Source organism: Bradyrhizobium sp. AZCC 1721, from assembly GCF_036924715.1.
Lineage (GTDB): Bacteria > Pseudomonadota > Alphaproteobacteria > Rhizobiales > Xanthobacteraceae > Bradyrhizobium.
Window position 1 is genome coordinate 1,208,956 of record NZ_JAZHSB010000001.1, and the last position, 21,458, is coordinate 1,230,413.

Consider the following 21,458-nt stretch of genomic DNA (forward strand, 5'->3'; position numbering starts at 1 on the left):
GCGCTATGGCGTTGCGCTGCAGAGCCGGGGTCCACGGCTGGCGTCATGGGTCCCGGTCCTGCAGAGCAGCGCAAACGCGCTGCACCGCGTCCGGGACACGGTTGCGGCTAGTTCGTCTTCTTCGCCAGCCCGAGCCTGTCGATCACCTTGCGCTCGGATTCGGTCACTTCGACGACGAACTTCTTGTAATCCTCGGTGTTCCTGTAGTTCGGCACCATGTCGAATTTGGCGAGCGTGGCGATTACGGCGGGATCTTCGAGCGCCTTCTTGAAAGCGTCGTGCAGCTTGGCGACGACCTTCGGGTCCATCCCCTTCGGTCCGGCGATGCCGAAGGGCGAGTCATAGACCATGGGATATCCGAGCTCCTTCAGCGTCGGCACGTTTGGGTAGTTCGGCGAGCGCGCCGAGGTCCACACCATCAGAAGCCGCAGCTTGCCGGCGTCGACCAAGGGGCGCCAGCCGGTCGAGTCCGCCTGCAGCATGGTGTGCTGCCCCAGCACCGCGGCATTGGTCTCCGCGCCGCCCTTGAACGGCACCTGCGTCAGTTTGATCCCCGCCATCGAGGCAATCTGCTCCATGCCGATATGCAGCGACGTGCCGGCGCCCGGCGTCGCATAGGTCACCTTGCCGGGATTCTGCTTGGCGTAGTCGACAACGTCCTGCCAGGTCTTGAATGGCGATTCGGCGCTGGTGGTGACACCGAACGTGTAGCCGGTGAGGTGAACGATGTAGGTGAAGTCCTTGGTCGGATCCCACGAGACTTCCTGCATCAGCGGCAGCCGAAACACCGTGATCGGAATCTGTGCGATGGTGTAACCGTCAGGCTTGGCGCCTGCCGCCATAGTGGCAGGCCCGACGGTGCCGGAGCCGCCGGCCTTGTTGTCGATTGCGATCGGCTGTCCCAGAACCTTCGAAGCGCTCTCGGCGATCGCGCGCATCGAGATGTCGGTCGAACCGCCCGCCGGCCACGGGACGATCAGCGTAATCGGCTTGGTGGGATATTCTTGCGCGCCGGCGGCTGCGGATATCAGCATGAAGGCAGCAATGGCGGTCGCCAAATGGCTACGTCTGAACATATGCAACACTCCCTTGCAGCTTCTCTTGACACGAGAGCCGCTTGTTTCTTCCCGGGCTCGATCATCCCTGAAATCGCCCAGGAAGAAAAGCGTGTTGGCGGCTGAGGCTCGCGCCGTCCGCGTCGCAACAAGCTGGAAATGACGCCAGCGACAGACGGCCTGCCGCGGCGTCCCGGACTACGGAATTTGGCTGCCGCCGCACCATGCGAATTCGGGCAATGACGACCAGCCTGGATTGTCGGCCCACTCGTTCGCAACGTCACCGCTCGTTAGGCAGCGCGGCGCAGGGCAAACGCTCCGATCGCGGTGACCGATGGCTTGCAACCGATCATGTCCGCCGTCAGCCGCGCGCTGCCGCACGCCAGCGTCCAGCCGAGCATGCCGTGTCCTGAATTGATGAAGAGGCCATCAAGCGGCGACCAGCCGATGATCGGCCGGCTGTCGGGCGTCATGGGACGAAGCCCGCACCAGGGCTCGATGTCGCTAGCTGCGTCGATCCCAAGCAACTCGGCGGAGGCGCGGCGCAAGACTTCGACGCGTCCTGCATCGATTATGGTATCGCTTTCGAGATCGGCGATGCCGGCAACCCGTATGGCTGTGTGCCTGTCGCGGGCGAGCGGCGCAAATACCAGCTTGCGTTCCATATCCGTGACGCTGTGCCGAAGAAGGCGCGCCTCCGGCGCCGGTGAAAGCGTGATGCTGTAGCCTTTGAGCGGATAGATCGGCAGATAGAATCCGCACGCTTTCGCAAAAGCGCCGGATGCCGCGCCCATGCACAAAACGAAATGGTCCGCCTGCACGTGTCCCTTGCCGGTGTCGACGGCAACCAGCCGACCGCCGGAGCGAACCGGCCCGGCAATTTCGCTACCGAGTACCCATTCGACGTTGCGTTGCCCTCTCAGGCGGAGCGTCAGTCCGGCGCAAAAGGCCGCGCAATCTCCGACCTGCTCGGAGGCCGTGAAGATGCCGCCCGCGAGTTCGTGCGCGTCAAGTCTGAGCGCAGGCTCCAGCGCCAGGCATTCCGCGGGCGTCAACACCTGTTGGCCGTCGTCGTCGGCTTTCGCGGTGACCGCGCGTCGCGCACTATCGAATTCGTTCCGGCTTCGGAACACCACCAGCTTGCCGGCCGTTCGCAATCCGAATGAGAGCATCAGGCTTTGCGTCAGCCGCGCCAGCTCGCTCCGGCTCAAGGCGGCGAGCGCAAGTTGCGCTGCAATGGTCTCGCGCACGGCTGCCGGCCGGCAAGCGAGCAGGAAGCGCGCTCCCCAGGAAATCAAGGCCGGATCGAGGCCAGCGCGGATGCGCATCGGCGAATCCGGCGACAGCAGCAGCGACGGCAGCTTCCTGAGTGTTGCCGGAGACGCCAGCGGCGCCACGAATGCGTACGAGAGCTGGCCGCCATTGGCTGCGCTGGCGTCTTTCGCGGTCGAGGCGTGCCGGTCGACGATGATGACGTCGTGCCCGGCCTCAGTAAGGCACCATGCGGTCGTCAGTCCGATGACGCCGGCGCCCAGTACGCAGATTTTCATTTCGAGGTCTCATCCTGGTGATCATTCGACCGAGGCGTGAGAATCGATCGGACGAAGGCTTGTCGCTCACCAAGTCTAAGGCCCCCAAACGCCGCCATTGATGCCAAGTCTGCATGATGCAAAATTTGCATAGCCGGCCGGAGGCGTGGCAGGCTAAGGAAGATGCGATCATCGGCGAAGGCGGAACGGCTGACGTGAGCGGGCTAGAATTGACGGGGACTGCCGCAAAAGCGAAGGCGAGCGGAGGTGATGCAAAGCTTGCATTGGTCATCCCGCGTGGCGACCCGCTACGTTTGCCGGCATGGAACTTCACATTTGCTATCGAGAACCAGCGCCGGTTGGCCTCCGCAGCCATGCGTTGCCCCAGAGAGGCTATCATGGCGGCCGTCGTGGCGGCGCGGCTATCGCCTGCAATGCGGGGGTCTTGATGGAGCTCCGCTGGCTTCAGGATTTCCTGATGGTGGCCGAGACCGGCAATTTCACCCGCGCCGCCGAGAAACGAAACACGTCCCAGGCTGCGTTCAGCCGGCGGATCAAGTCCCTCGAAGCCTGGCTCGGTTTCGACCTGATCGACCGTAGCGTGTACCCGACGCAGCTCACGCCGCAAGGCGAGCGCTTTCGCGAGCATGCCGGCGAGTTGCTGCGGCAGATGCTCGACAGCCGCGTCGAGCTTGGCGGCAAGCCGCTTCGCCGCAATGAACATATCCGCATCGCGCTGCCGTTCGCGATGGCCACCGCCCGGTTGCCGCATTGGTGGCAGGCCTGGTCACAGGAGCGGCGGTTGAGCTGCTCGGTGGTTGTCGGCAACATCCACGATCTCGTCACCTCGCTGGTCTCCGACAACGTGGACCTGATGATCTGCTACCACCACGCCCAGCAGCCGATCCATCTCGATCCGGACCGCTACGAACGCGTCACGCTCGGCACCGAATTCCTGCGGCCCTATGCCAGCGAGGCGCTGATGGCGAAGGGCGGCGCGTCGCTGCCCGGCCGGGCGTCGCATCCGGTCCCCCTTTTGATGTATTCGCCCGGCGTCTATTTCGCCCGGCTGGTCGATCTCATCCTGGAGACCGCCCCCATTTTCGGCGTGCGGGTCATTGAAAGCGACATGTCGGACGTGCTGTGCGGGATGGCGCTCAGCGGACGCGGCGTGGCTTGGTTAACGGAGGGGACTGTGGCGGCTTCCGGCCGGAAGCGGCTGGTCCCGATCGGCGGCAACAAATGGGCGTTGCCTTTGTCTTTAGTCGCATTCAGGGGCCGAATGCATGATGGCCAACGGGCGCTAAATCTGTTTTGGTCCGAATTGTGCAGGCATAGTGCCGGGCACGCCGGAGGCGGTCTTGCCAAGGGTCTTGCCAAGGATCTTGCCAAGACAGGTTCGAGACCGCCGGCCAAACGGCCCGGCAAGTTGCTGAGTTAGGGTTGATGAGCAATCATCTGAAACCTTTGGAGGGAGAAGTTACGTGAAACACCGTCATATTATCGGCTGTCTGGTCGCGGGTGCGTTGTGCGCCGGGCCGGCAACGGCCCAGGAGCTCACCGGGACGCTGAAGAACATCAAGGACACCGGCGCCATCACGCTCGGCTACCGCGACTCGTCGATCCCGTTCTCCTATCTCGACGACAACCAGAAGCCGATCGGCTACGCCATGGACATCTGCTACAAGATCGTCGATGCCGTGAAGAAGGAGCTCAAGCTCGACAAGCTCGAGGTCAAGCTCAACCCGGTGACGTCGTCGACCCGCATCCCGCTGCTGGCCAACGGCACGATCGATCTCGAATGCGGCTCGACCACAAACAATGCCGAGCGCCAGAAGCAGATTTCCTACACCAACACCCACTTCCTGACTGCCAGCCGCTACGTCACCAAGAAGGCGAGCAAGATCAATTCGATCGACGATCTGAAGGGCAAGCCGGTGGTCTCGACCGCGGGCACCACCAATATCAAGCAGCTCACCGAAGCCAACGCGGCGCGCAGCCTCAACATCAATATCATCCCGGCGAAGGATCACGCCGAGGCATTCCTGATGGTCGAGACCGATCGCGCCGTGGCCTTCGTGATGGACGACATCCTGCTCGCGAGCCTGGTTGCCGGCTCAAAAGCGCCGGGCGATTACGTCATCTCCAAGGATGCGTTCTCCAAGCCCGAGCCCTACGGCATCATGCTGCGCAAGGACGATCCGGCCTTCAAGAAGGTGGTCGATGCGGCGACGGCGGCGATCTATACCGGCGGCGAGGGCCAGAAGATCTACGACAAGTGGTTCACGCAGAAGATCCCGCCCAAGGGGCTGAACCTCAACACGCCGATCAGCGCCGAGCTGAAGAACGAATTCGCCAAGCCGTCGGACTCGCCGGATCCGGATTCGTATAAGTAAGTGATACGTTGACCCTCATGGTGAGGCGGCGCGCCAGCGCCGTCTCTAACCCATGAGGCCCCGGTTGGGCCTTCATCCCTAGACGCCGCGCAAATGCGCGGCTCCTCAGGATGAGGGGCTTCCACCCGGCAAGTCCGGCCATTTTTTGAAAGCAAAGAATGGCCGGACATTTGCATACGCAGTCATAACCAAACGGCTTTACCGGCACTTTCGGGGACAAGGTGCAGCGTGAACTATAACTGGAACTGGCACATCTTTTTCGAGCCGAACCCGACAGGGGCGGGGACCTATCTCGACATGTTGGTGGCGGGACTGCTGCTGACCATCAAGACGGCGCTGCTGGCCTGGGTCATCGCGCTGATTTTCGGCACGATCATCGGTATCCTGCGCTCGCTGCCGTCGAGAACCGCGTCCTGGATCGGCTTTGGCTATGTCGAATTCTTCCGCAACATGCCGCTGCTGGTGCAGCTATTCCTCTGGTTCTTCGTGCTGCCGGAACTACTGCCGCGCGGCGCGGGGCTGTGGCTGAAGCAGATGCCCAATGCGCCGTTCTGGACGGCAGCGATCGGGGTCGGGTTGTTCATGTCGGCGCGTGTCGCCGTGCAATTGGCCGCAGGCATCGCCTCGCTGCCGCGTGGACAGAAGAATGCCGCGACCGCGCTGGGTCTAACCACGGCGCAGGGCTACCGCTACGTGCTGCTGCCGATCGCGTTCCGCATCATCCTGCCGCCCCTCACTTCCGAATTCCTCAACACCATCAAGAATACGTCCGTCGCGATCACCATCGGCCTGATCGAACTGACCGGCCAGGCGCGGGCGATGCAGGAATTCTCGTTCCAGGTGTTCGAGGCCTTCACCGCCGCGACCGTGATGTATCTCGCGATCAACATCGTCGTCGTCACCGGCATGCGCTTCCTTGAACGCAGCCTGGCGATCCCCGGCTATATCACGGGGAAATAGCGATGTTCGACAATCTCGATTTCGATGTCATTCGCCGCTCGCTGCCTTACCTGTTCCTCGACGGCATGAGTTTTACGCTGATGCTGACCGGGTTGTCGGCGCTGGGCGGCCTGGTCTTCGGTACGCTGATCGCGCTGATGCGGTTGTCCGGCTACAAGCTGCTCGGCCGCGTCGCCGGGCTCTATGTCGACTTCATGCGCTCGCTGCCGCTGGTGCTGGTGATCTTCTGGTTCTATTTCCTGGTGCCCTATATCGGACAGTGGTTGACGGGGGCGTCGCGGCCCATTCGCGTCGGCGCGTTCACCTCATCGCTCGTCACCTTCATCATGTTCGAGGCGGCGTATTTCTCCGAAATCATGCGCGCCGGCATCCAGTCGATCTCCAAAGGGCAGCCGGCGGCCGCAAGCGCGCTCGGCCTGACCTACAGCCAGTCCATGCGCTACATCGTGTTGCCGCAGGCGTTCCGCAACATGCTGCCGGTGCTGCTCACGCAAACCATCGTACTGTTCCAGGACACCTCGCTGGTCTACGTGCTGTCGATCCCGGATTTCCTCGGCGCCGCCAGCAAGGTGGCGCAGCGCGACGGCCGGCTGGTCGAGATGTATCTGTTCGCGGCCGCGGTCTATTTCGTAATTTCCTGTGTCGCGTCCTATGGCGTCCGGCGCCTGCAGGCACGCATTGCCATTGTTCGGTGAGAGCCTATGATCGAAATCAGCCACGTCAATAAATGGTACGGGCCGAGTTTCCAGGTGCTGAAGGACTGCACCACCAGCGTCGCCAAGGGCGAGGTGGTGGTGGTGTGCGGCCCGTCGGGCTCGGGAAAGTCGACGCTGATCAAATGCGTCAACGCGCTTGAACCGTTTCAGGAAGGCCAGATCATTCTCGACGGCATCAAGGTCAACGATCCCAAGACCGATCTGCCAAAACTGCGCGCGCGCGTCGGCATGGTATTCCAACATTTCGAGCTGTTTCCGCACTTGAGGATCATCGAAAATCTGTGTCTCGCGCAGGAGAAGGTGCTGGGCCGCTCGCATGACGAGGCCATGGCCAAGGGCCACAAGCTGCTCGAGCGTGTCGGGTTGACGGTGCATGCGAATAAATACCCGGCCGAATTGTCCGGCGGCCAGCAGCAGCGCGTTGCGATCGCGCGGGCGCTTGCCATGGACCCGATTGCGATGCTGTTCGACGAGCCGACCTCGGCGCTCGACCCCGAGATGATCAGTGAGGTGCTCGACGTGATGGTCGATCTCGCCCATGAGGGCATGACGATGATGGTCGTCACCCACGAAATGGGCTTTGCCAGCAAGGTCGCGCATCGCGTGATCTTCATGGACAAGGGCGAGATCGTCGAGGACGCGCTGAAGACCGATTTCTTCGGCAGCCCGCGCAGCGAGCGCGCGCAGAAGTTCTTGTCGAAGATCTTGTCGCATTAGGGATACCGCGGCCCATCCGCGTCATTGCGAGCGAAGCGAAGCAATCCATGATGCTGCAAATGGAGGAATGGATTGCTTCGTCGCTTGCGCTCCTCTCAATGACGGTTACCTATAACGTCCGCCGCGGCGGCATCGCTATCTTTTAGGAGACTCTTACTTTGGAACAGATCGCTTACGTCAACGGCTCGTTCGTCCCGCTTTCAGAGGCGAAGGTCTCGATCCTCGACCGCGGATTCCTGTTTGCCGACGGCATCTATGAAGTCGCCGCCGTGCTGGATGGAAAATTGATCGACAACGCCTCGCACCTGGCGCGGCTGGAGCGCTCGGTCGGCGAGATCGAGCTGGCGCTGCCGGAGACGACGGCGCGCATCCAGGAGATCCAGAAGGAGCTGGTCGCGCGCAACGATCTCGTCAACGGCATGGTTTATCTGGAAGTAACGCGCGGCGCTGACACCGGGCGCGATTTTGCGTTTCCGAAGAACGTAAGGCCGACGTTGATCATGTTCACCTCCACCAAGGACATCATCAACGCGCCCTCAGCCAAGACCGGCATCAACGTGATCACGGTGCCGGACCTGCGCTGGGCCCGCCGCGATATCAAGAGCGTCGCGCTGTTGGCGCAAGTGTTGGCCAAGCAGGCTGCGGCAGTGGCCGGCGCCGGCGAGGCCTGGATGATCGAGGATGGCAAGGTGACCGAGGGCGGCTCGTCGTCATGCTTCATCCTCACGCAGGACGACGTAATCGTGACGCGGCAGAACGGCAGCGAGATCCTGCCCGGCTGCACCCGCAAGGCCGTCGTCGCGCTGGCTGAAGAACGCCAGCTCCGCGTCGAGGAGCGGGCATTTTCCGTCGAGGAAGCGCTGGCCGCCAAGGAAGCCTTCGTTACCAGCGCCAGTGTGTTCGTACAGGCCGTGGTGTCGATTGACGGCAAGAAGGTCGCCGACGGCAAGCCCGGCCCGATGACCAACCGCTTGCGCGAGATTTATGTGGAGTTCGCCAAGGCGACGGCGGTGTAGCACTCCAAGATGTCGTCGTCCGGCTTGACCGGACGACCCAGTATTCCAGAGACGCCAGTGTTTGAGCCGAAAGGCCGCGGCGTACTGGATGCCCCGCCGGAGCCTGTCATCGGGCGCGCATTCGCGCGACCCGGTGGCGGGGCATGACAGCGGAGCGCGCGGGTGCGCGGTTCACACCCCTCACTTCTTGCCGAACGTCGTCAGTTGCGCGCCATCGTCGGCAACGAAAACCGCGAGCAGCCTTGCAGGCTCCGTTGTGCTCGCGTTCTCGCTGACGAGGTGCTCGCTGCCGGGTGGCTCAAAGAAGCTTTCGCCCGCCTTGTAGACGCGGGCCGGGCCGGTCGCCGAATTTTCTGACCGGATGCTGCCCGACAGCACATAGGCGAATACGCTGCCGGCGTGATGATGGCTGGCCGACTTGCCGCCCGGCTCGTAGTTGACCACGACGGCCGTCAGGCTCTTGCCGGGCACGTTGGGAAGTTTCTCTGAACGAACCGGCGTTACCTTGTCGCCTTCGGCATGGGCTGCGGGTATGCCGACGATTGCCAGCGCAACCACGGCCGCTGCCGCGACATGATGCATCGTCAATTTCATATTGACCTCCTCGCTTTACGCCACTGCCGCCTTTGTCTTGACCGGGTGCACCGCGCGAAAAGCGATCGCCAGCCGGTTCCAAGCATTGATAGCCCCGATCAGCATGGTCAGATTGACCGTCTCCGCTTCCGAGAAGTGGGCGCGCACGTCTTCGTAGAGATCGTCAGGGGCATGCGTTTCAGCAATCAGCGTCAGCGCGTCGGTCCAGGCCAACGCCGCGCGTTCACGGTCGGTGTAGAGCGGCGACTCGTGCCATGCACTCAACAGATACAGCCGTTGCTCGGTCTCGCCGAGCTTGCGGGCGTCCTGGGTGTGCATGTTGATGCAGTACGCGCAGCCGTTGATCTGCGAGGCGCGCGTCTTCACCAGTTCGATCAGCGACTTTTCGAGACCTGAAGCGGCGATCTGGGCCTCCAGCGCGACAAGCGCTTTGATGGTCTCAGGCGCGGCCTGGTAGTAATTCATCCGGGGCTTCATGCGCTTCTCCTTCTCTGCGACGCTTTCAATTTGAGCGGTTGTTTCAGTGTACGCTGACCGCCTGTCTTCATTTCTGAGGACGTTAGACCTTCTCCTTCACAAACCTGTTCCGCAACGTTCCGATGCCGGTGATGTCGATCTCGACGACATCGCCGGCCTTCAAATCAGGCGAGGCGCCGTCGGTGCCCATCCAGATCACGTCGCCCGGCGACAGCGTGAAATATTTGGAGAGTTCGACGAGGAACGGCACGATGCCGAAGATCATGTCGTTGGTGCGGAAGCGGCCGGTTTCAAGGCCGTTGACCCGGATCACCGTTTCCATCCTGTCGAGGTCGGGGTCGGTCTCGATCCACGGGCCCATCGGCTTGAAGGTGTCGGCGTTCTTGGAGCGCCACAGGCTGCGGTCGGCCTTCTGCCAGGTGCGCTCGCTGACGTCGTTGCCGATCGTGTAGCCGAACACGCAATCCATCGCGTTGGCCTCGGTGAGGTGTTTTGCCTTCTTGCCGATGACGACCACCAACTCGCCCTCGTAATGAATCTTCTCGGTCGCGCTCGCCGGGATCACCACATCCTCATTATGGGCGATCAGCGCGTTCTGCGCGCGATAGCCGATCTCGGGCCGGTCGGGTACGTTCGGCGCCGTGCCGGCCTTGTCGGCGGCTTCCTTGAGGTGTTTGAGATAATTCAGCCCGACGCAATAGAAGGTGCGCGGGATCAGCGGCAGCTCGATCTTGACGTCCTTCAGCGCATGCGACTGCGTTCCGCGCTGCCATTCGCCGAACGGATCGCCATCGACGGCGATCACGCGCTCGCCCTCGACAATGCCCCAGGATGTCTTGCCGGCGGCGGTGAATTTGAGCCAACGCATAATGTGTCCTCTTGTTATTCGGCGGCGGCCTGCGGCCGGGTTTTCCAGGCGCCGGCGGCAGGCCGCTTCAAGCCGAGATTGTCGCGCAGGGTCTTGCCGGCATAGTCCTTGTGAAACAGGCCGCGGCGCTGCAATTCCGGCACCACATGCTTGACGAAGTCGGCGTAGGAGCCTGGCACGATAGTGGCCGCGATGACAAAGCCGTCGCAGCCGCGCTCGACGAACATCTCTTCGAGTTTGTCCGCGATCTCCTTGGGGCCGCCGACGATCGCGTCCTGCACCTGGCCGCGGCCGGAGAAGGTGACGAAGTCGCGCGCGCTGGGATTGCTCCTGCCTGATGCCTTCAGCACGCCGTCGCGAATGCCGAGGATGCCCTGCATGCTCTTGAGCTCTTCCGTGGTCAGCGGCGCATCGAGCGGCTTGGCGGCGAAGTCGAAGTTCAGCGCTTCCGCCAGCAGCGACAGTGCATCGATTTCCAGCGGCAGCTTGTTGATGACGGCCATCTTGTCCTCAGCCTCGGCCTTGGTCGCGCCGCAGACGGGGGTGGTGAGGTTGCAGAGAAACATCTGGTCGGGATCGCGGCCAGATTTCGCCGCTTCGTTGCGGACGGCCGCATAGCCTTCCTTGGCGGCGGCCACGTTGCGCGCGGCGGTGAAGATCACTTCGCCCCATCGCCCGGCAAAGCGCTGGCCGCGACCGGACGCGCCGGCCTGGATGATGACGGGATGGCCCTGCTCCGAGCGGGGCACGGTGAACGGCCCGCGCGACTTGAAGAATTGTCCCTTGTGGTCGAGCCGCTTCACCTTGGCCGGATCGGCGAAGCGGCCGCTCTTCTTGTCCATGATCAAGGAGCCGTCTTCCCAAGTGTCCCAATGGCCGAGCACGACTTCCATGAACTCGTCGGCACGATCGTAGCGGAAATCATGTTCGAGATGGGCGTCCTTGCCCATGTTGTGGGCCTCGCCGTCATTGAGCGAGGTAACGACGTTCCAGCCCGCGCGTCCCCCCGACATCAGGTCGAGGGTAGCGAAGCGGCGGGCGACGTCGAACGGCTCGTAATAGGTGGTCGAGCAGGTCGACCCCAGGCCGAGCTTCGTCGTGACCATGCCCATCGTGGTCAGCACGATCAGCGGGTCCATCTTCACGCAGCGGATGCCGTATTCGACGGTGTGGGCATGATCGTTGCCGTAGCGGTCGGGCATCGCCAGGCGGTCGTCGAAGAATGCCATGTGAAATTTGCCGGCTTCGAGGATCCGGGCGATCTCCTGGTAGTAGTCGGCCGACATCGAATCGTCGCGCGATTCCGGGTGCCGCCATGAACTCGGCAGGTTGGTGCAGTTCTGCGCCTGCAAAAATCCCACCAGCGCCATTTGCCGTGTCATGCCGTTCTCCTTGTGCGGACTGGTTTGGATTTCATTTCAGGTCGAGCTTAGCGATGAGCTTGTAGTCGGTAGCGAGTGCCTTCAATTTTTCCCAGGTGGCGTCCTCGACCTCGATACCGTCGCGCCTGCGCTGCTGCTCGCGGATATGTTCGATCTCGCCGGGATAGAACACGCCGGGCGAGCCTTCCGACGGCGGCGTCGATTTGAGATAACGCGCGAACTCGCCGACCTCCTTCTCGAAATCCTTCAGGGGACGGAAGGCCGCAACGTTAAACACCGCCATGAAACATCCGTCGTTGTGCCGGCCGGTCGGCTCGACGCCAAAACCGAGGCCGGTGAGCAGGCCACAGAGCACTTCCACCATCGCCGCCAGCCCACTTCCCTTGTAGCCTTCGCTGCCGCCGAGCGGCAGCAGCGCGCCGCCCTTGCGATACTGGGTGGGGTCGGTGGTGTGCCGTCCGTCGGCGTCGATGATCCAGCCTTGCGGAATCCGTTCGCCGCGCGCGACCGACAGTGCGATCTTGCCGGCCGCCACCGCCGAGGTGGCCATGTCAAGATAGAACGGCGCCTCAAGATCCGACGGCACCGCAATCGAGATCGGGTTGGTGCCGAGCCTTGCCTCGCGGCCGCCGAACGGCGCGACATGTTTCGGCGAGCGGCCGGAATCCGCGGCGGCAATCCCGATCATGCCGGCCCGCATCGCCATCAGCGGGTAGGCGGCGAGACGCCCGACGTGGCTTTGCCGGAACACCGTGCAGGCGGCGACATTGGCGGTCTTCGCCTTCTCGATCGTCAGGGCCATCGCCTTGGCGTTGACATGAAAGCCGAACCCCCAATGGCCGTCGATCACGGTCGTGGTCGGCGATTCCTGGACGATCGTCCATTTGGCGCCGGGCACGATATGGCCGGCCTTGATGCGGTCGATGTAGGTCGGGATCGCGATCACCCCGTGCGAGTCGTGGCCGGCGAGATTGGCGTTGACGCAGCCGACAGCGACCGCACTGGCTTCCTCTTCAGTTGCACCGGCAGCCCTAAGCAGAGCCGCGCCGATTCGCGTGAGACGGTCGGCCTGGACCATCGGCATGGGAGTTTCCTCACCTTGAGCGCCCGCGCGAACCGCGGGTCGTGCTTGGTACCGGCATGCTCTCAAAGCGCCCGCGCCAGGGCAAGCGTGGAAATATCCTGTTAGCCATGCCGTCAGCACGGCCCTCACGTATCTGGATTTTCATCCTGCAAAATTCGAAAATTGCTTGCAGCCGGTCCCGCATCCCGGCCGGCGCGCGCCAGCGGTATGGCTGACAAATCGTGAATGGGCCGTAGTTCTCCGGAGCAGCGTCGTTCGCCGTTGGTCTGACATTTACTCTGAATCGCAACTCGCGGCCGCCAATAACGAGCGTGTAGGCCTGTTGCACGCATAAAATCCGCAAGGGGCAGCCCGGCGCTGCCGGCAGGGAGCTTGGGGACGGTGACGACCGACATCGCGCGAACACTCGCGGCGTTGAATGCGACCAACGAAGCGATTCTGTACGCCAAATCGCCCGAAGAACTATATGCGAAGGTCTGCGAAGCCGCGTTCTCGGTCGGCGACTTCCTGGCGGTCTCGGTCTTCCTGCTGGAGAGGGAAACCAATCTCCTGCGCTTCGCCGCCGGCTGCGGCGATGACGTGCCCCGCCTTCGCAGCATCGACATTTCGATCGTGGCTGGTACGCCCGAGGGTAACGGGGTTGCCGGGCCCGCCTTCCGTGACCGGCGCGCATGCGTCAGCAATGATTTCCTGAACGACCAGCGTTCTCTGGCCTGGCGCGAGGGCGCCAAGGCCAACCAGGTGGGCGCGGCGGCGGCGCTGCCGCTGATCTGCAATGGCCAGAGCGTCGGCGTGCTGCTGGTCTCGCGGCGCGAGGCGCACTCGATCGACGCGCAGCTCGTATCGATGCTGGAGCGCGTCTCGGCAAACATTTCGTTTGCGCTCGATAATTTCGACCACGAGGCCGCACGAAAGAACGGCGAGCGTGCGATGCGGCGGTTGAACCGGATGTTCGGCGCCATCAGCGCGACCAACGAAGCCATTCTTCGCGCCAAGACCGAACAAGATCTCTATCAGCGTGTTTGCGACGCCGCGGTATACAGCGGCAAATCCGCGGCCACAGTGGTCCTGCTCGCAGAGCCGGACTCGATCTGGCTGAAGCCGGCCGCCGGGACGGGCGCAATCGTCGAACAGATCATGCGAGCGCCGTTCTCGATCGACGCGGGCAACCCGTACGGAACGGGCGTCTGCGGCAAGGCATTCCGGACACAGCAGCCGGCCGTCAACAACGACATCCTCAATTCGACACAGGGGCAGCCTTGGCATCAGGCCACCCGCGAGACGGGCGTTATCGCCTGCGTCGCCGCTCCCTTGATTAAGGCGGATGAGAGTATCGGCGTGCTGCTGTTCTTCGTCGGAAAGCTGTGGGCGGAGGATGAAGAGATCGTCGCGCTGATGGCGCGGATTGCGGAAAACGTCTCCTTCGCGCTGGAAAACTTCGAGCGCGCCAGCGAGAAGGCGCGGGCCGACGCCCAGAAGCAACGTCTGGCGCGCATGCTGGCGGCGCTCAGCGCCACCAACGAAGCGATCGTCCGCGCGACGTCGCGGGCCGAGCTGTTCGAACTGGTGTGCGAAGCTGCCGCAAACGGCGGACGGTTCAACTCGACCAGTATCCTGTTGGCCCGCCCCGACAGCCACGATATCGATCTGGTCGCCGTTGCAGGGCCGACGGCAGACAACATGCGGCGGGTCAAGGTCTCGACCAACGCGGATCTGCCTGAAGGGCGCGGTCTCTGCGGCAATGCGTTCCGCTCCAGGCGAGCTTGCATCGCAAACGACTTTCGGACCGATCCGCGAGGATCGGCATTTCGTCAGTTCATTCACAGCGACGGTGCTATGTCTGGCGCCGCATTTCCGCTGCTCGTTTCCGGTCAGCCCGTCGGCGTGATGTTCTTCATCTCGTCCGAGAAAGACACGTTTACGCCCGAATTTGTCGAACTGCTGCAGCGGCTCACGGAGAATGTGTCGTTCGCGCTGGAAAATTTCGACCGTGCGGACGAGAAGGCGAGGACCGAAAGTCAGAAAGAGCGCCTGACGCGGATGTTCGCTGCTTTGAGCAGGACCAACGAAGCCATCATGCGGGCCAAGTCCCGCACGGAGCTCTTTGATCTCGTGTGCGAAGCTGCAGCAAATGGCGGCAGGTTCACGTCGGCCACCATTGCGCTGGCAACTCCGGGCAGCGACCTTCTCAGGATCGTGGCTGCCTCCGGCCCGGCAGCCGAGACGACGCGCCATGTCAGGTTGTCAACCGATGAAAGCCGTCCCGAGGGACGTGGGCTCAGCGGAACGGCGTTCCGAACCAGGCGTCCATGCATCACCAATGATTATGTTGGCGACCAGCGCGTTGCCGCCTTCCAAGCCGTCGTAGGTAGCTATGGCGCTCAGTCGGGCGCTGCCTTTCCCCTCCTGGTGCATGACGAGCCAGTTGGCGTCATGATTTACATGTCCCTGGATAAGGACACTTTCACTCCCGAATTCTCGGAACTGCTGCAGCGATTGGCCGACAACGTATCTTTCGCGCTGGAGAATTTCGACCGCGCCGACGACAAGGCGAGGACCGAAATCCAGAAGGAGCGCCTGACGCGCATGCTGGCGGCGCTGAGCGCGACCAATGAGGCGATCATCCGTGCGACGTCGCGGGCGGAACTGTTCGACCTGGTGTGCGAGGCCGCGGCTGACGGCGGCAAGTTTACCCTGACTTCCATCGTGTTGACGAAACCCGACAGCGACTATCTCGACGTTGTCGCTGCCGCCGGCCCGACTGCCCTCAGCGCACGTCTGGCAAAGATATCGGCCAGTGAGGCGCACCCGGAGGGACGTGGGCTGTGCGGCCAGGCGATCCGTTCGCAGCGCGCCTGCATCATCAACGATTACCTCGCTGATCCCAATACCGAGGCGTTTCATCACAGCGCGCGTCTTGATGGTACGAATTCCGGCGCTTCATTTCCCCTGCTGGTGCATGGGAAAGCCGTCGGCGTGATGTCGTTCATGTCGCTCGAGAAGGATACGTTCACGCCCGAATTTGCCGAGTTGTTGCAACGGCTCGTCGACAACGTGTCCTTTGCGCTGGAGAATTTCGACCGCGCGGATGAAAAGACCCGCGCGGACGAGCGGATCGAGTACCTGGCATCGCACGACAGCCTGACCAACCTGCCGAACCGGGAAATGTTCAACGGTATGCTTCGCCGCGCGATCGACGCCGCTGCGCGCTACCAGCGGCAGTTTGCGCTGCTGTTTATCGACCTCGACAGGTTCAAGGTCATCAACGATTCGCTGGGGCATGACGCCGGCGACATGTTGCTGGTGGAAATCGGCGACAGGCTACGCCGCGCGCTGCGCTCGAGCGACGTCGTGGCGCGGCTCGGCGGCGACGAGTTCGTGGTCATTCTGGAGGAGGCGGCCGAGCGTCACGAGGTGGAGCGCATAGCCGGCGAGCTTCTCTCCGTACTGGGCCAGCCGCTGCAGCTCAGCGGTCACGAATGCCACACCACCGCCTCGATCGGAATTGCGATGTATCCGTCGGATGGTACCGACATGCAGACGCTGACCAAGAACGCCGACATGGCGATGTATCTGGCCAAGGAGGACGGCAAGAACGGCTTCCGCTTCTTTACCAAGGAGATCAAGACGCAGTCGATCGAGCGGTTGACGCTGGAGAGCGCGCTTCGCCGCGCGCTGGAGCGCGACCAGTTCTCGCTGCATTATCAGCCGAAGATCGACATGGCGAGCGGCCAGATCACCGGCGTCGAGGCGCTGCTGCGCTGGGTACACCCTGAATTCGGCACCGTCTCCCCGGGACAATTCATCCCGATCGCCGAAGAAACCGGCCTGATCGTTCCGATCGGCTGCTGGGTGCTCAAGGAAGCCTGCGCGCAGAACATGGCCTGGCAGCGCCGTGGCCTGCGGCCGGTGACAATGGCGGTCAACCTGTCGCCGCGACAATTCGCCGATCCGCATCTGCTGCACGATGTCGACGAGGCGCTGTTGGCAAGCGGCATGTCGCCGGTGCTGCTGCAGCTTGAAGTCACCGAAAGCATGGTGATGCGGAATGTCTCGCGCGCGATCAAGGTGCTCGACGCGATCCAGAGCCGCGGCATTCGCCTTGCGATCGACGATTTCGGAACCGGCTATTCGTCGATGTCGCTAATGAAACAGTTCCCGATCGATACCATCAAGATCGATCGCTCTTTCATTCGCGACCTGCCTGTCGATTCCGAAGACCAGGCGATTGCGCAGGCGATCATCAGCATGGGCAAGGCGCTTGGCATGACCGTCATTGCGGAGGGTGTCGAGACTGTCGAGCAGGAGGTGTTTCTGCGCAATCACGCCTGCGACGAGATGCAGGGCTTTCTGTTCTCGAAACCGCTGCCTGCAAAGCAGATGGCTGATTTGCTTCGGGCCGAACCGCGGCTCGCCTCGCCGCCGCTACAGCCGGAAGCCGGGTCAGGGTTGGAACGCACCGTCGTCTGACGGCTGCGGGTGCAGTTCACGCGCGAGCTTGGTGTCCGAAGCCTTGCGCGGAAAGTCGTCCGGCCAGGGCAGGGTCGTCTGTCCCGCAATGGCTTTGAGAAGGAGTTTTGCCGCGGCGGCATATGTCGCCTGGTTGGGCAAGCCAAGCTCGGCACACCATTCCGCCGACAGGGATTGCGGCGCGCTGCGCAACTCCATCGCCGGTCCCCACCACCATGCCGGGGCGGGCGATCGTTCGCTTTCGGGAACAGCCCGCCAGCGTGCATACTCGCCGATCAAGCGTTCGAACTGCAATCGCGCCGCCGGATGCATCTCATCTCCTGTCATCCGATGATATCCACATCCGCACGCGGCGCAATGCGTGTCGGCCGGTCACTGCCGGCCGTGCTGCCAGTGCGCGGTCACATCCGCGCCCGATTTATTGAGATGCACGTGCTGATCGACATGATCGACCCATGACACCGGAATGAAGTGGTGATGCTCGCCATCAGGCGAGCTCTGCTTGGTCAGCTTGATCTTGTCGATTCCTTCCAGATGATCGACTTTTCCGACCGTCTTCTTGTCCGACGAGATGACGTCCATGTGTTCCTTGATCTGCGCGGTAACAGCCATGTTCTACATCCCTAAAGCTGGTTGAGAACATAAAAACGCACCGCATCAAAAATAGTTGCCCGCGGGAATTGACCGGCGAGGCCCGGGGTCACTTCTCTTCTGCCGCCGTCGAGGTCGCCGGACCTTCGCCCATGATCAGCAGCACGGCGTCTTCATCCTTGGCGCCGTCCCAATGCACCTGCTTGCCGAAATGCGTGACGAAACTGCCGGCCGGCATCGGCATCGTGTTGGCCGGATCGAATTTCGGCCCTGTGCCGACCCACCACGTGCCCTGCAGCACGACGATGTAGCGATCGTTGGGATGGAAGTGCGGACGGCTGAAATGATTGCCCTTGGTCCACTTGTTGTAGACCATGTAGAAGCCGGGTTTTGCGGGATCGCCGACCACGACGGCACTTTGCGCGCCGGCCGCATTGACCGGGCCCCAGGGAATCTGGTCCGGCAGTTTGTAAGCGACCGCGGCCGGATTGAGTTCCGCCGCAGCGGTCATGCCCGTCATTGCAATGAACGCCGGCAGTATCACGAGGCATCGCCAAGACCCGCTTGTCAGCTTCATGGATTCCTCCGATCGGCTCGTGAGCCGAGGGCTCATGTCTGTGGGTCCATCCACGCTAGCCGCTCCCGTTCTCGTGGGACAAGGTGGGTACATGCATGCGTGACCGGCTGCGATACGTACGATGCGTATGACGCAACTGCAGCATGAAAAACGGATTTCCGCCCGGCTTTGTGATGCTAGGTTACCGGCCCAACCAAGAGCAGCATGGGAGGGCTATGTTCATGAAGCGTTTGTCGAGACTTGCGGCCGGCCTGTTGATGGGTGCGGCCGCCGTTCAATTTTCCAGCGTCGCGTCCGGCCAGAGCGATGGCTGGGTGACGCTTGTCGACGGCACCAAGATGGGCGACTGGACCGAGGTCGGCAAAGCCAACTGGGCGATGAAGGACGGCGCGCTGGTCGCAGACAAGATCACTGAAGGCAAGGATCCCTCGTATCTCGTCAGCAAGGCCTCCTACAAGGATTTCGAGATGAAGGTCGAGTTCTGGGCCGACGATGACGCCAACAGCGGAATTTTCATTCGCTGCGACCAGTCGACCAAAATCGATGCCAAGACTTGCTATGAGGTCAACATCTTCGACAAGCGGCCCGATCCGACCTACGGCACCGGCGCGATTGTCGATGTGGCCAAGGTCGACCCGATGCCGAAGGCGGGCGGCAAATGGAACACCTACGAAATCACGGCCAAGGGCTCGCAACTCGTCGTCGTGCTGAACGGACAGAAGACCGTTGATGTTCAGGACTCAAAACACGCCAGCGGCCCGTTCGCGCTGCAGTACGGCTCTGGCGTGATCAAATTCCGCAAGGTGCAGATCAAACCGCTGTAAAGTCGTTGGGGCTTGTGCCGCTCTTTGGGCCTCTCCCGCGTGCGGGGGAGGCAGAGGCGGCCTCCGGCCGCCGTTCTTCAAGATGACGCTGATGCGGAGCATCAGCTTCGGGTGGGGGTGTCGCCGCACCGGGATTGTCGACATTGAAGCGGAAGTCGATCCGCCTCAATCCCGACCAGGCGCACCTGTCTTCAGCGGGTACATCACGGCACCATTCGGCCTCGAATGGCACCGAGAGTTTGCGCATCTGCACGGCAAGCGCATGAGCTATCCCGAATGGGGCGTGGGCAATTTCGGCGACAATCCGTTCTTCATTCAGCAGATGCACCATTGGTTCATGAAGAACGAAGACAGGATTGCCTACTCTGCGTATTTCGACGTCAACGGGGCTTGGCCCACCCAGATCGACAACGGCCAGTTTCCGAACTCGCAAAGACTGTTCCGAAAACTGTTCAGCCGCTGATCTGCACTCAGCGTTCGTTCAGTGCGCATTAACTCCATCCATTAACCGTCGCCGGAATTCGGTCCGTCACGTTTCGCTGCCGGATCGGTTCTTGCACCACCGTGCGCGTTACGTCCGCAAGGACGGGATAATCCCCGAGCGAGCGGCTTTATCGAGACGGAAATGTCCCGGAATTAATCCGGCAATCCCGTTTCGGGACGATGAGACATATTCGTGAACGACCAGACTTTCATGGCAGAGAGCTCGATTGGCGATATCAGGATGGACCGGCCTGATCCGGCGGTCAGGGTTCTGCGTGCGCTGGTGGCGGCTTCACCGGCGCTCGATCCAGGAATCGAAACGGTGGTGTGCATCCCCTGTTTTCGCCGTCCCGAATACCTGCGCCGGACGCTGCAGTCGCTTGCCGTTCAGCGCACCAGCCGCCGCTTCGCCATCGTGATGGTGGAGAACGATGCGTCGAGGAGCGAGAGCGTGCCGGTTGCCGCCGAATACCTCACGTCGGGGAAATTCTCGGGGCTCTGCGTGATCGAGCCGCGGCAGGGGAACTGCTATGCCATCAATGCCGCCTTCGAGACGGCGCTGCAGATGTTCCCGCTGGCCACCAGCTTCCTGATGATCGACGATGACGAAATCGCTTCGCTGGATTGGCTGGAGCAGAGGGTAGGGACCGCGGGGGCGACCGGCGCCGACATCGTCGGCGGTCCGGTATTTCCTGAATTCGATGTCGAACGGAAGCGTGGGCTGCGGCGCCATCCCGCGTTTGCACCGGCCTACGACGCCTCAGGTCCGGTGCCGGTAATCTATCGCTGCGGCAATTGCCTGATCCGGCGCGCGGTGTTTGATCGGTTGGGCATGCCGGCGTTCGACCTCCGTTTCAATTTTCTCGGCGGCGGAGACACCGATTTCTTCTACCGCTGTAGAAGGCTTGGCCTGCGGTTTCATTGGGCGGCCGAAGCCGCGATCAGCGAGACCGTGCCGCAAAGCCGGACCAGCCTCAAATGGCTGGCAATACGGGGCCTGCGGATCGGCGCGATCAATTATCACGTCCAGCGCAAGGCGACGTTCTGGTTACGGGCGAAGCTGACCGCCAAACTGCTGGCCGCCCTGCCGCTTTCGCTCGGCTACGCCGTGCACGCAGTCTTCACCGAGCGTGAGTGGACCATTGCCATGCATCCCATCACGGTGGCGATCGGCAGCGTGCTGGCCGCGTTCGGCCTCGAGCCGCAGCCCTACAAGGCATCGAAGATCGTCTCATGAGACAGCTCATCGGCGCATCCGAAATCCGCGACGTCCCCCACTGTCGCGCGATAAGAGCTGACACATTGTTGCCGCACGGGAACTGCCGTGCAAATCTGCAACACGTGCCAGGATTATGCAGCCGTTCATCGTGTGTTCGCGAGAGTTGATGATCCGTTTAGCCGCACGCGCGTATGCTGCGCTTCGGGTGATGGGCTACTCGTGAATTGCTGCCGTGGGGAGAGCCAACATGCCAGCCTATGTTCATCATGATGGCATTGAGCCAGGTTTCGTCCTTTGTCCGAGCTGTGTCGGACTTCCGATGTATGTGCGCGACGTCGAACCGCATTGGAACCAGGCAAAGATTGACTTCACCTATGAGTGTGCCGATTGCGGTGCCGAAGTTCGTCAGACCATTATGAAGCCGCAACTGCGGCATTAGTGGCAATTCGTAGGGTGGGCAAAGCCAAAGGCGTGCCCACCATTTTCGACATTTGCACGCG

Annotated in this window: 21 protein-coding genes; 11 read left to right on the forward strand and 10 right to left on the reverse strand. The window is 62.2% G+C overall.

The annotated features are described in order from the left end of the window. Positions 1-107: 107 nt before the first annotated feature. Positions 108-1,076: a Bug family tripartite tricarboxylate transporter substrate binding protein gene (locus tag V1273_RS05800; protein ID WP_334409002.1), complete on the reverse strand. Its 969-nt coding sequence runs from the start codon at positions 1,074-1,076 to the stop codon at positions 108-110. 269 nt (positions 1,077-1,345) lie between these two features. After that, positions 1,346-2,605 (reverse strand): FAD-dependent oxidoreductase, encoded by a 1,260-nt coding sequence (locus V1273_RS05805; protein ID WP_334409005.1) that lies wholly within the window; start codon positions 2,603-2,605, stop codon positions 1,346-1,348. 427 nt (positions 2,606-3,032) lie between these two features. Here V1273_RS05805 and V1273_RS05810 point away from each other — a divergent pair, with 427 nt between their 5' ends. The 6 genes from V1273_RS05810 (at position 3,033) to V1273_RS05835 (ending at position 8,389) form a co-directional block, all read left to right on the forward strand. Continuing rightward, complete coding sequence (locus tag V1273_RS05810) at positions 3,033-4,025, forward strand: LysR family transcriptional regulator (protein WP_334366674.1); 993 nt, start codon at positions 3,033-3,035, stop codon at positions 4,023-4,025. A 43-nt stretch (positions 4,026-4,068) separates the two neighbouring features. Then, the gene (locus tag V1273_RS05815) at positions 4,069-4,980 is read left to right on the forward strand and encodes an amino acid ABC transporter substrate-binding protein (RefSeq protein WP_442894066.1); all 912 of its coding nucleotides are present in this window, start codon (positions 4,069-4,071) and stop codon (positions 4,978-4,980) included. A gap of 228 nt (positions 4,981-5,208) precedes the next feature. Next, the gene (locus V1273_RS05820; RefSeq protein ID WP_334366675.1) at positions 5,209-5,940 is read left to right on the forward strand and encodes an amino acid ABC transporter permease; all 732 of its coding nucleotides are present in this window, start codon (positions 5,209-5,211) and stop codon (positions 5,938-5,940) included. Between the two features lie 2 nt (positions 5,941-5,942). Continuing rightward, positions 5,943-6,635, forward strand: a complete 693-nt coding sequence (locus V1273_RS05825; protein WP_334366676.1) for an amino acid ABC transporter permease — start codon at positions 5,943-5,945, stop codon at positions 6,633-6,635. Between the two features lie 6 nt (positions 6,636-6,641). Then, a complete protein-coding gene (locus tag V1273_RS05830; protein WP_334366677.1) occupies positions 6,642-7,373 on the forward strand; it encodes an amino acid ABC transporter ATP-binding protein in 732 nt (243 codons plus the stop codon). A gap of 158 nt (positions 7,374-7,531) precedes the next feature. Then, entirely contained in the window at positions 7,532-8,389 is an 858-nt protein-coding gene (locus V1273_RS05835) for a D-amino-acid transaminase (RefSeq protein ID WP_334366678.1), read from the forward strand. Between the two features lie 180 nt (positions 8,390-8,569). On the opposite strand, the gene V1273_RS05840 is transcribed toward V1273_RS05835, so the two are convergent. The 5 genes from V1273_RS05840 to V1273_RS05860 all read right to left on the reverse strand — a co-directional run bounded on the left by V1273_RS05840 (position 8,570) and on the right by V1273_RS05860 (position 12,794). Beyond that, complete coding sequence (locus tag V1273_RS05840; RefSeq protein ID WP_442894137.1) at positions 8,570-8,977, reverse strand: cupin domain-containing protein; 408 nt, start codon at positions 8,975-8,977, stop codon at positions 8,570-8,572. 21 nt (positions 8,978-8,998) lie between these two features. Then, positions 8,999-9,460: a carboxymuconolactone decarboxylase family protein gene (locus V1273_RS05845; protein WP_334366680.1), complete on the reverse strand. Its 462-nt coding sequence runs from the start codon at positions 9,458-9,460 to the stop codon at positions 8,999-9,001. Between the two features lie 82 nt (positions 9,461-9,542). Further along, the gene (locus V1273_RS05850; protein WP_334409007.1) at positions 9,543-10,328 is read right to left on the reverse strand and encodes a fumarylacetoacetate hydrolase family protein; all 786 of its coding nucleotides are present in this window, start codon (positions 10,326-10,328) and stop codon (positions 9,543-9,545) included. Between the two features lie 14 nt (positions 10,329-10,342). Beyond that, entirely contained in the window at positions 10,343-11,710 is a 1,368-nt protein-coding gene (locus tag V1273_RS05855) for an LLM class flavin-dependent oxidoreductase (protein ID WP_334366682.1), read from the reverse strand. Positions 11,711-11,741: 31 nt separating this feature from the next. Then, positions 11,742-12,794: an Ldh family oxidoreductase gene (locus V1273_RS05860; RefSeq protein WP_334366683.1), complete on the reverse strand. Its 1,053-nt coding sequence runs from the start codon at positions 12,792-12,794 to the stop codon at positions 11,742-11,744. Positions 12,795-13,175: 381 nt separating this feature from the next. Here V1273_RS05860 and V1273_RS05865 point away from each other — a divergent pair, with 381 nt between their 5' ends. Next, positions 13,176-17,264: a sensor domain-containing phosphodiesterase gene (locus V1273_RS05865; protein ID WP_334409008.1), complete on the forward strand. Its 4,089-nt coding sequence runs from the start codon at positions 13,176-13,178 to the stop codon at positions 17,262-17,264. Here the strand turns inward: V1273_RS05865 and V1273_RS05870 are convergent. From V1273_RS05870 to V1273_RS05880, 3 genes are all read right to left on the reverse strand, one after another. Then, positions 17,238-17,576, reverse strand: a complete 339-nt coding sequence (locus tag V1273_RS05870) for a hypothetical protein (RefSeq protein WP_334412179.1) — start codon at positions 17,574-17,576, stop codon at positions 17,238-17,240. The two genes, V1273_RS05865 and V1273_RS05870, sit on opposite strands and share 27 nt — an antisense overlap. Before the next feature lie 60 nt (positions 17,577-17,636). Then, positions 17,637-17,876, reverse strand: coding sequence for a DUF2171 domain-containing protein (locus tag V1273_RS05875; RefSeq protein ID WP_334383667.1), 240 nt, complete (start codon positions 17,874-17,876; stop codon positions 17,637-17,639). Between the two features lie 88 nt (positions 17,877-17,964). Further along, positions 17,965-18,432 carry a cupin domain-containing protein gene (locus V1273_RS05880; RefSeq protein ID WP_334409009.1) on the reverse strand — a complete coding sequence of 156 codons (468 nt, stop codon included), beginning with the start codon at positions 18,430-18,432 and terminating at the stop codon, positions 17,965-17,967. Between the two features lie 221 nt (positions 18,433-18,653). On the opposite strand from V1273_RS05880, the gene V1273_RS05885 reads away from it, so the two are divergent. From V1273_RS05885 to V1273_RS05900, 4 genes are all read left to right on the forward strand, one after another. Next, entirely contained in the window at positions 18,654-19,256 is a 603-nt protein-coding gene (locus V1273_RS05885) for a 3-keto-disaccharide hydrolase (protein ID WP_334383665.1), read from the forward strand. A 91-nt stretch (positions 19,257-19,347) separates the two neighbouring features. After that, positions 19,348-19,719 carry a hypothetical protein gene (locus tag V1273_RS05890; protein ID WP_334409010.1) on the forward strand — a complete coding sequence of 124 codons (372 nt, stop codon included), beginning with the start codon at positions 19,348-19,350 and terminating at the stop codon, positions 19,717-19,719. Positions 19,720-19,980: 261 nt separating this feature from the next. Further along, entirely contained in the window at positions 19,981-20,976 is a 996-nt protein-coding gene (locus V1273_RS05895) for a glycosyltransferase family 2 protein (protein ID WP_334412180.1), read from the forward strand. Positions 20,977-21,205: 229 nt separating this feature from the next. Continuing rightward, entirely contained in the window at positions 21,206-21,397 is a 192-nt protein-coding gene (locus V1273_RS05900; RefSeq protein WP_334409012.1) for a hypothetical protein, read from the forward strand. Positions 21,398-21,458 lie beyond the last annotated feature (61 nt).

Excerpts from the sequence above, each read along its gene's own strand:
- V1273_RS05800 (WP_334409002.1), bottom strand. The coding sequence starts at position 1,076 with ATGTTCAGACGTAGCCATTTGGCGACCGCCATTGCTGCCTTCATGCTG.
- V1273_RS05805 (WP_334409005.1), bottom strand. The coding sequence starts at position 2,605 with ATGAAAATCTGCGTACTGGGCGCCGGCGTCATCGGACTGACGACCGCA.
- V1273_RS05810 (WP_334366674.1), top strand. The coding sequence starts at position 3,033 with ATGGAGCTCCGCTGGCTTCAGGATTTCCTGATGGTGGCCGAGACCGGC.
- V1273_RS05825 (WP_334366676.1), top strand. The coding sequence starts at position 5,943 with ATGTTCGACAATCTCGATTTCGATGTCATTCGCCGCTCGCTGCCTTAC.
- V1273_RS05830 (WP_334366677.1), top strand. The coding sequence starts at position 6,642 with ATGATCGAAATCAGCCACGTCAATAAATGGTACGGGCCGAGTTTCCAG.
- V1273_RS05845 (WP_334366680.1), bottom strand. The coding sequence starts at position 9,460 with ATGAAGCCCCGGATGAATTACTACCAGGCCGCGCCTGAGACCATCAAA.
- V1273_RS05850 (WP_334409007.1), bottom strand. The coding sequence starts at position 10,328 with ATGCGTTGGCTCAAATTCACCGCCGCCGGCAAGACATCCTGGGGCATT.
- V1273_RS05855 (WP_334366682.1), bottom strand. The coding sequence starts at position 11,710 with ATGACACGGCAAATGGCGCTGGTGGGATTTTTGCAGGCGCAGAACTGC.
- V1273_RS05860 (WP_334366683.1), bottom strand. The coding sequence starts at position 12,794 with ATGCCGATGGTCCAGGCCGACCGTCTCACGCGAATCGGCGCGGCTCTG.
- V1273_RS05870 (WP_334412179.1), bottom strand. The coding sequence starts at position 17,576 with ATGCATCCGGCGGCGCGATTGCAGTTCGAACGCTTGATCGGCGAGTAT.
- V1273_RS05875 (WP_334383667.1), bottom strand. The coding sequence starts at position 17,876 with ATGGCTGTTACCGCGCAGATCAAGGAACACATGGACGTCATCTCGTCG.
- V1273_RS05880 (WP_334409009.1), bottom strand. The coding sequence starts at position 18,432 with ATGAAGCTGACAAGCGGGTCTTGGCGATGCCTCGTGATACTGCCGGCG.
- V1273_RS05885 (WP_334383665.1), top strand. The coding sequence starts at position 18,654 with ATGAAGCGTTTGTCGAGACTTGCGGCCGGCCTGTTGATGGGTGCGGCC.
- V1273_RS05890 (WP_334409010.1), top strand. The coding sequence starts at position 19,348 with ATGCGGAGCATCAGCTTCGGGTGGGGGTGTCGCCGCACCGGGATTGTC.
- V1273_RS05895 (WP_334412180.1), top strand. The coding sequence starts at position 19,981 with ATGGACCGGCCTGATCCGGCGGTCAGGGTTCTGCGTGCGCTGGTGGCG.
- V1273_RS05900 (WP_334409012.1), top strand. The coding sequence starts at position 21,206 with ATGCCAGCCTATGTTCATCATGATGGCATTGAGCCAGGTTTCGTCCTT.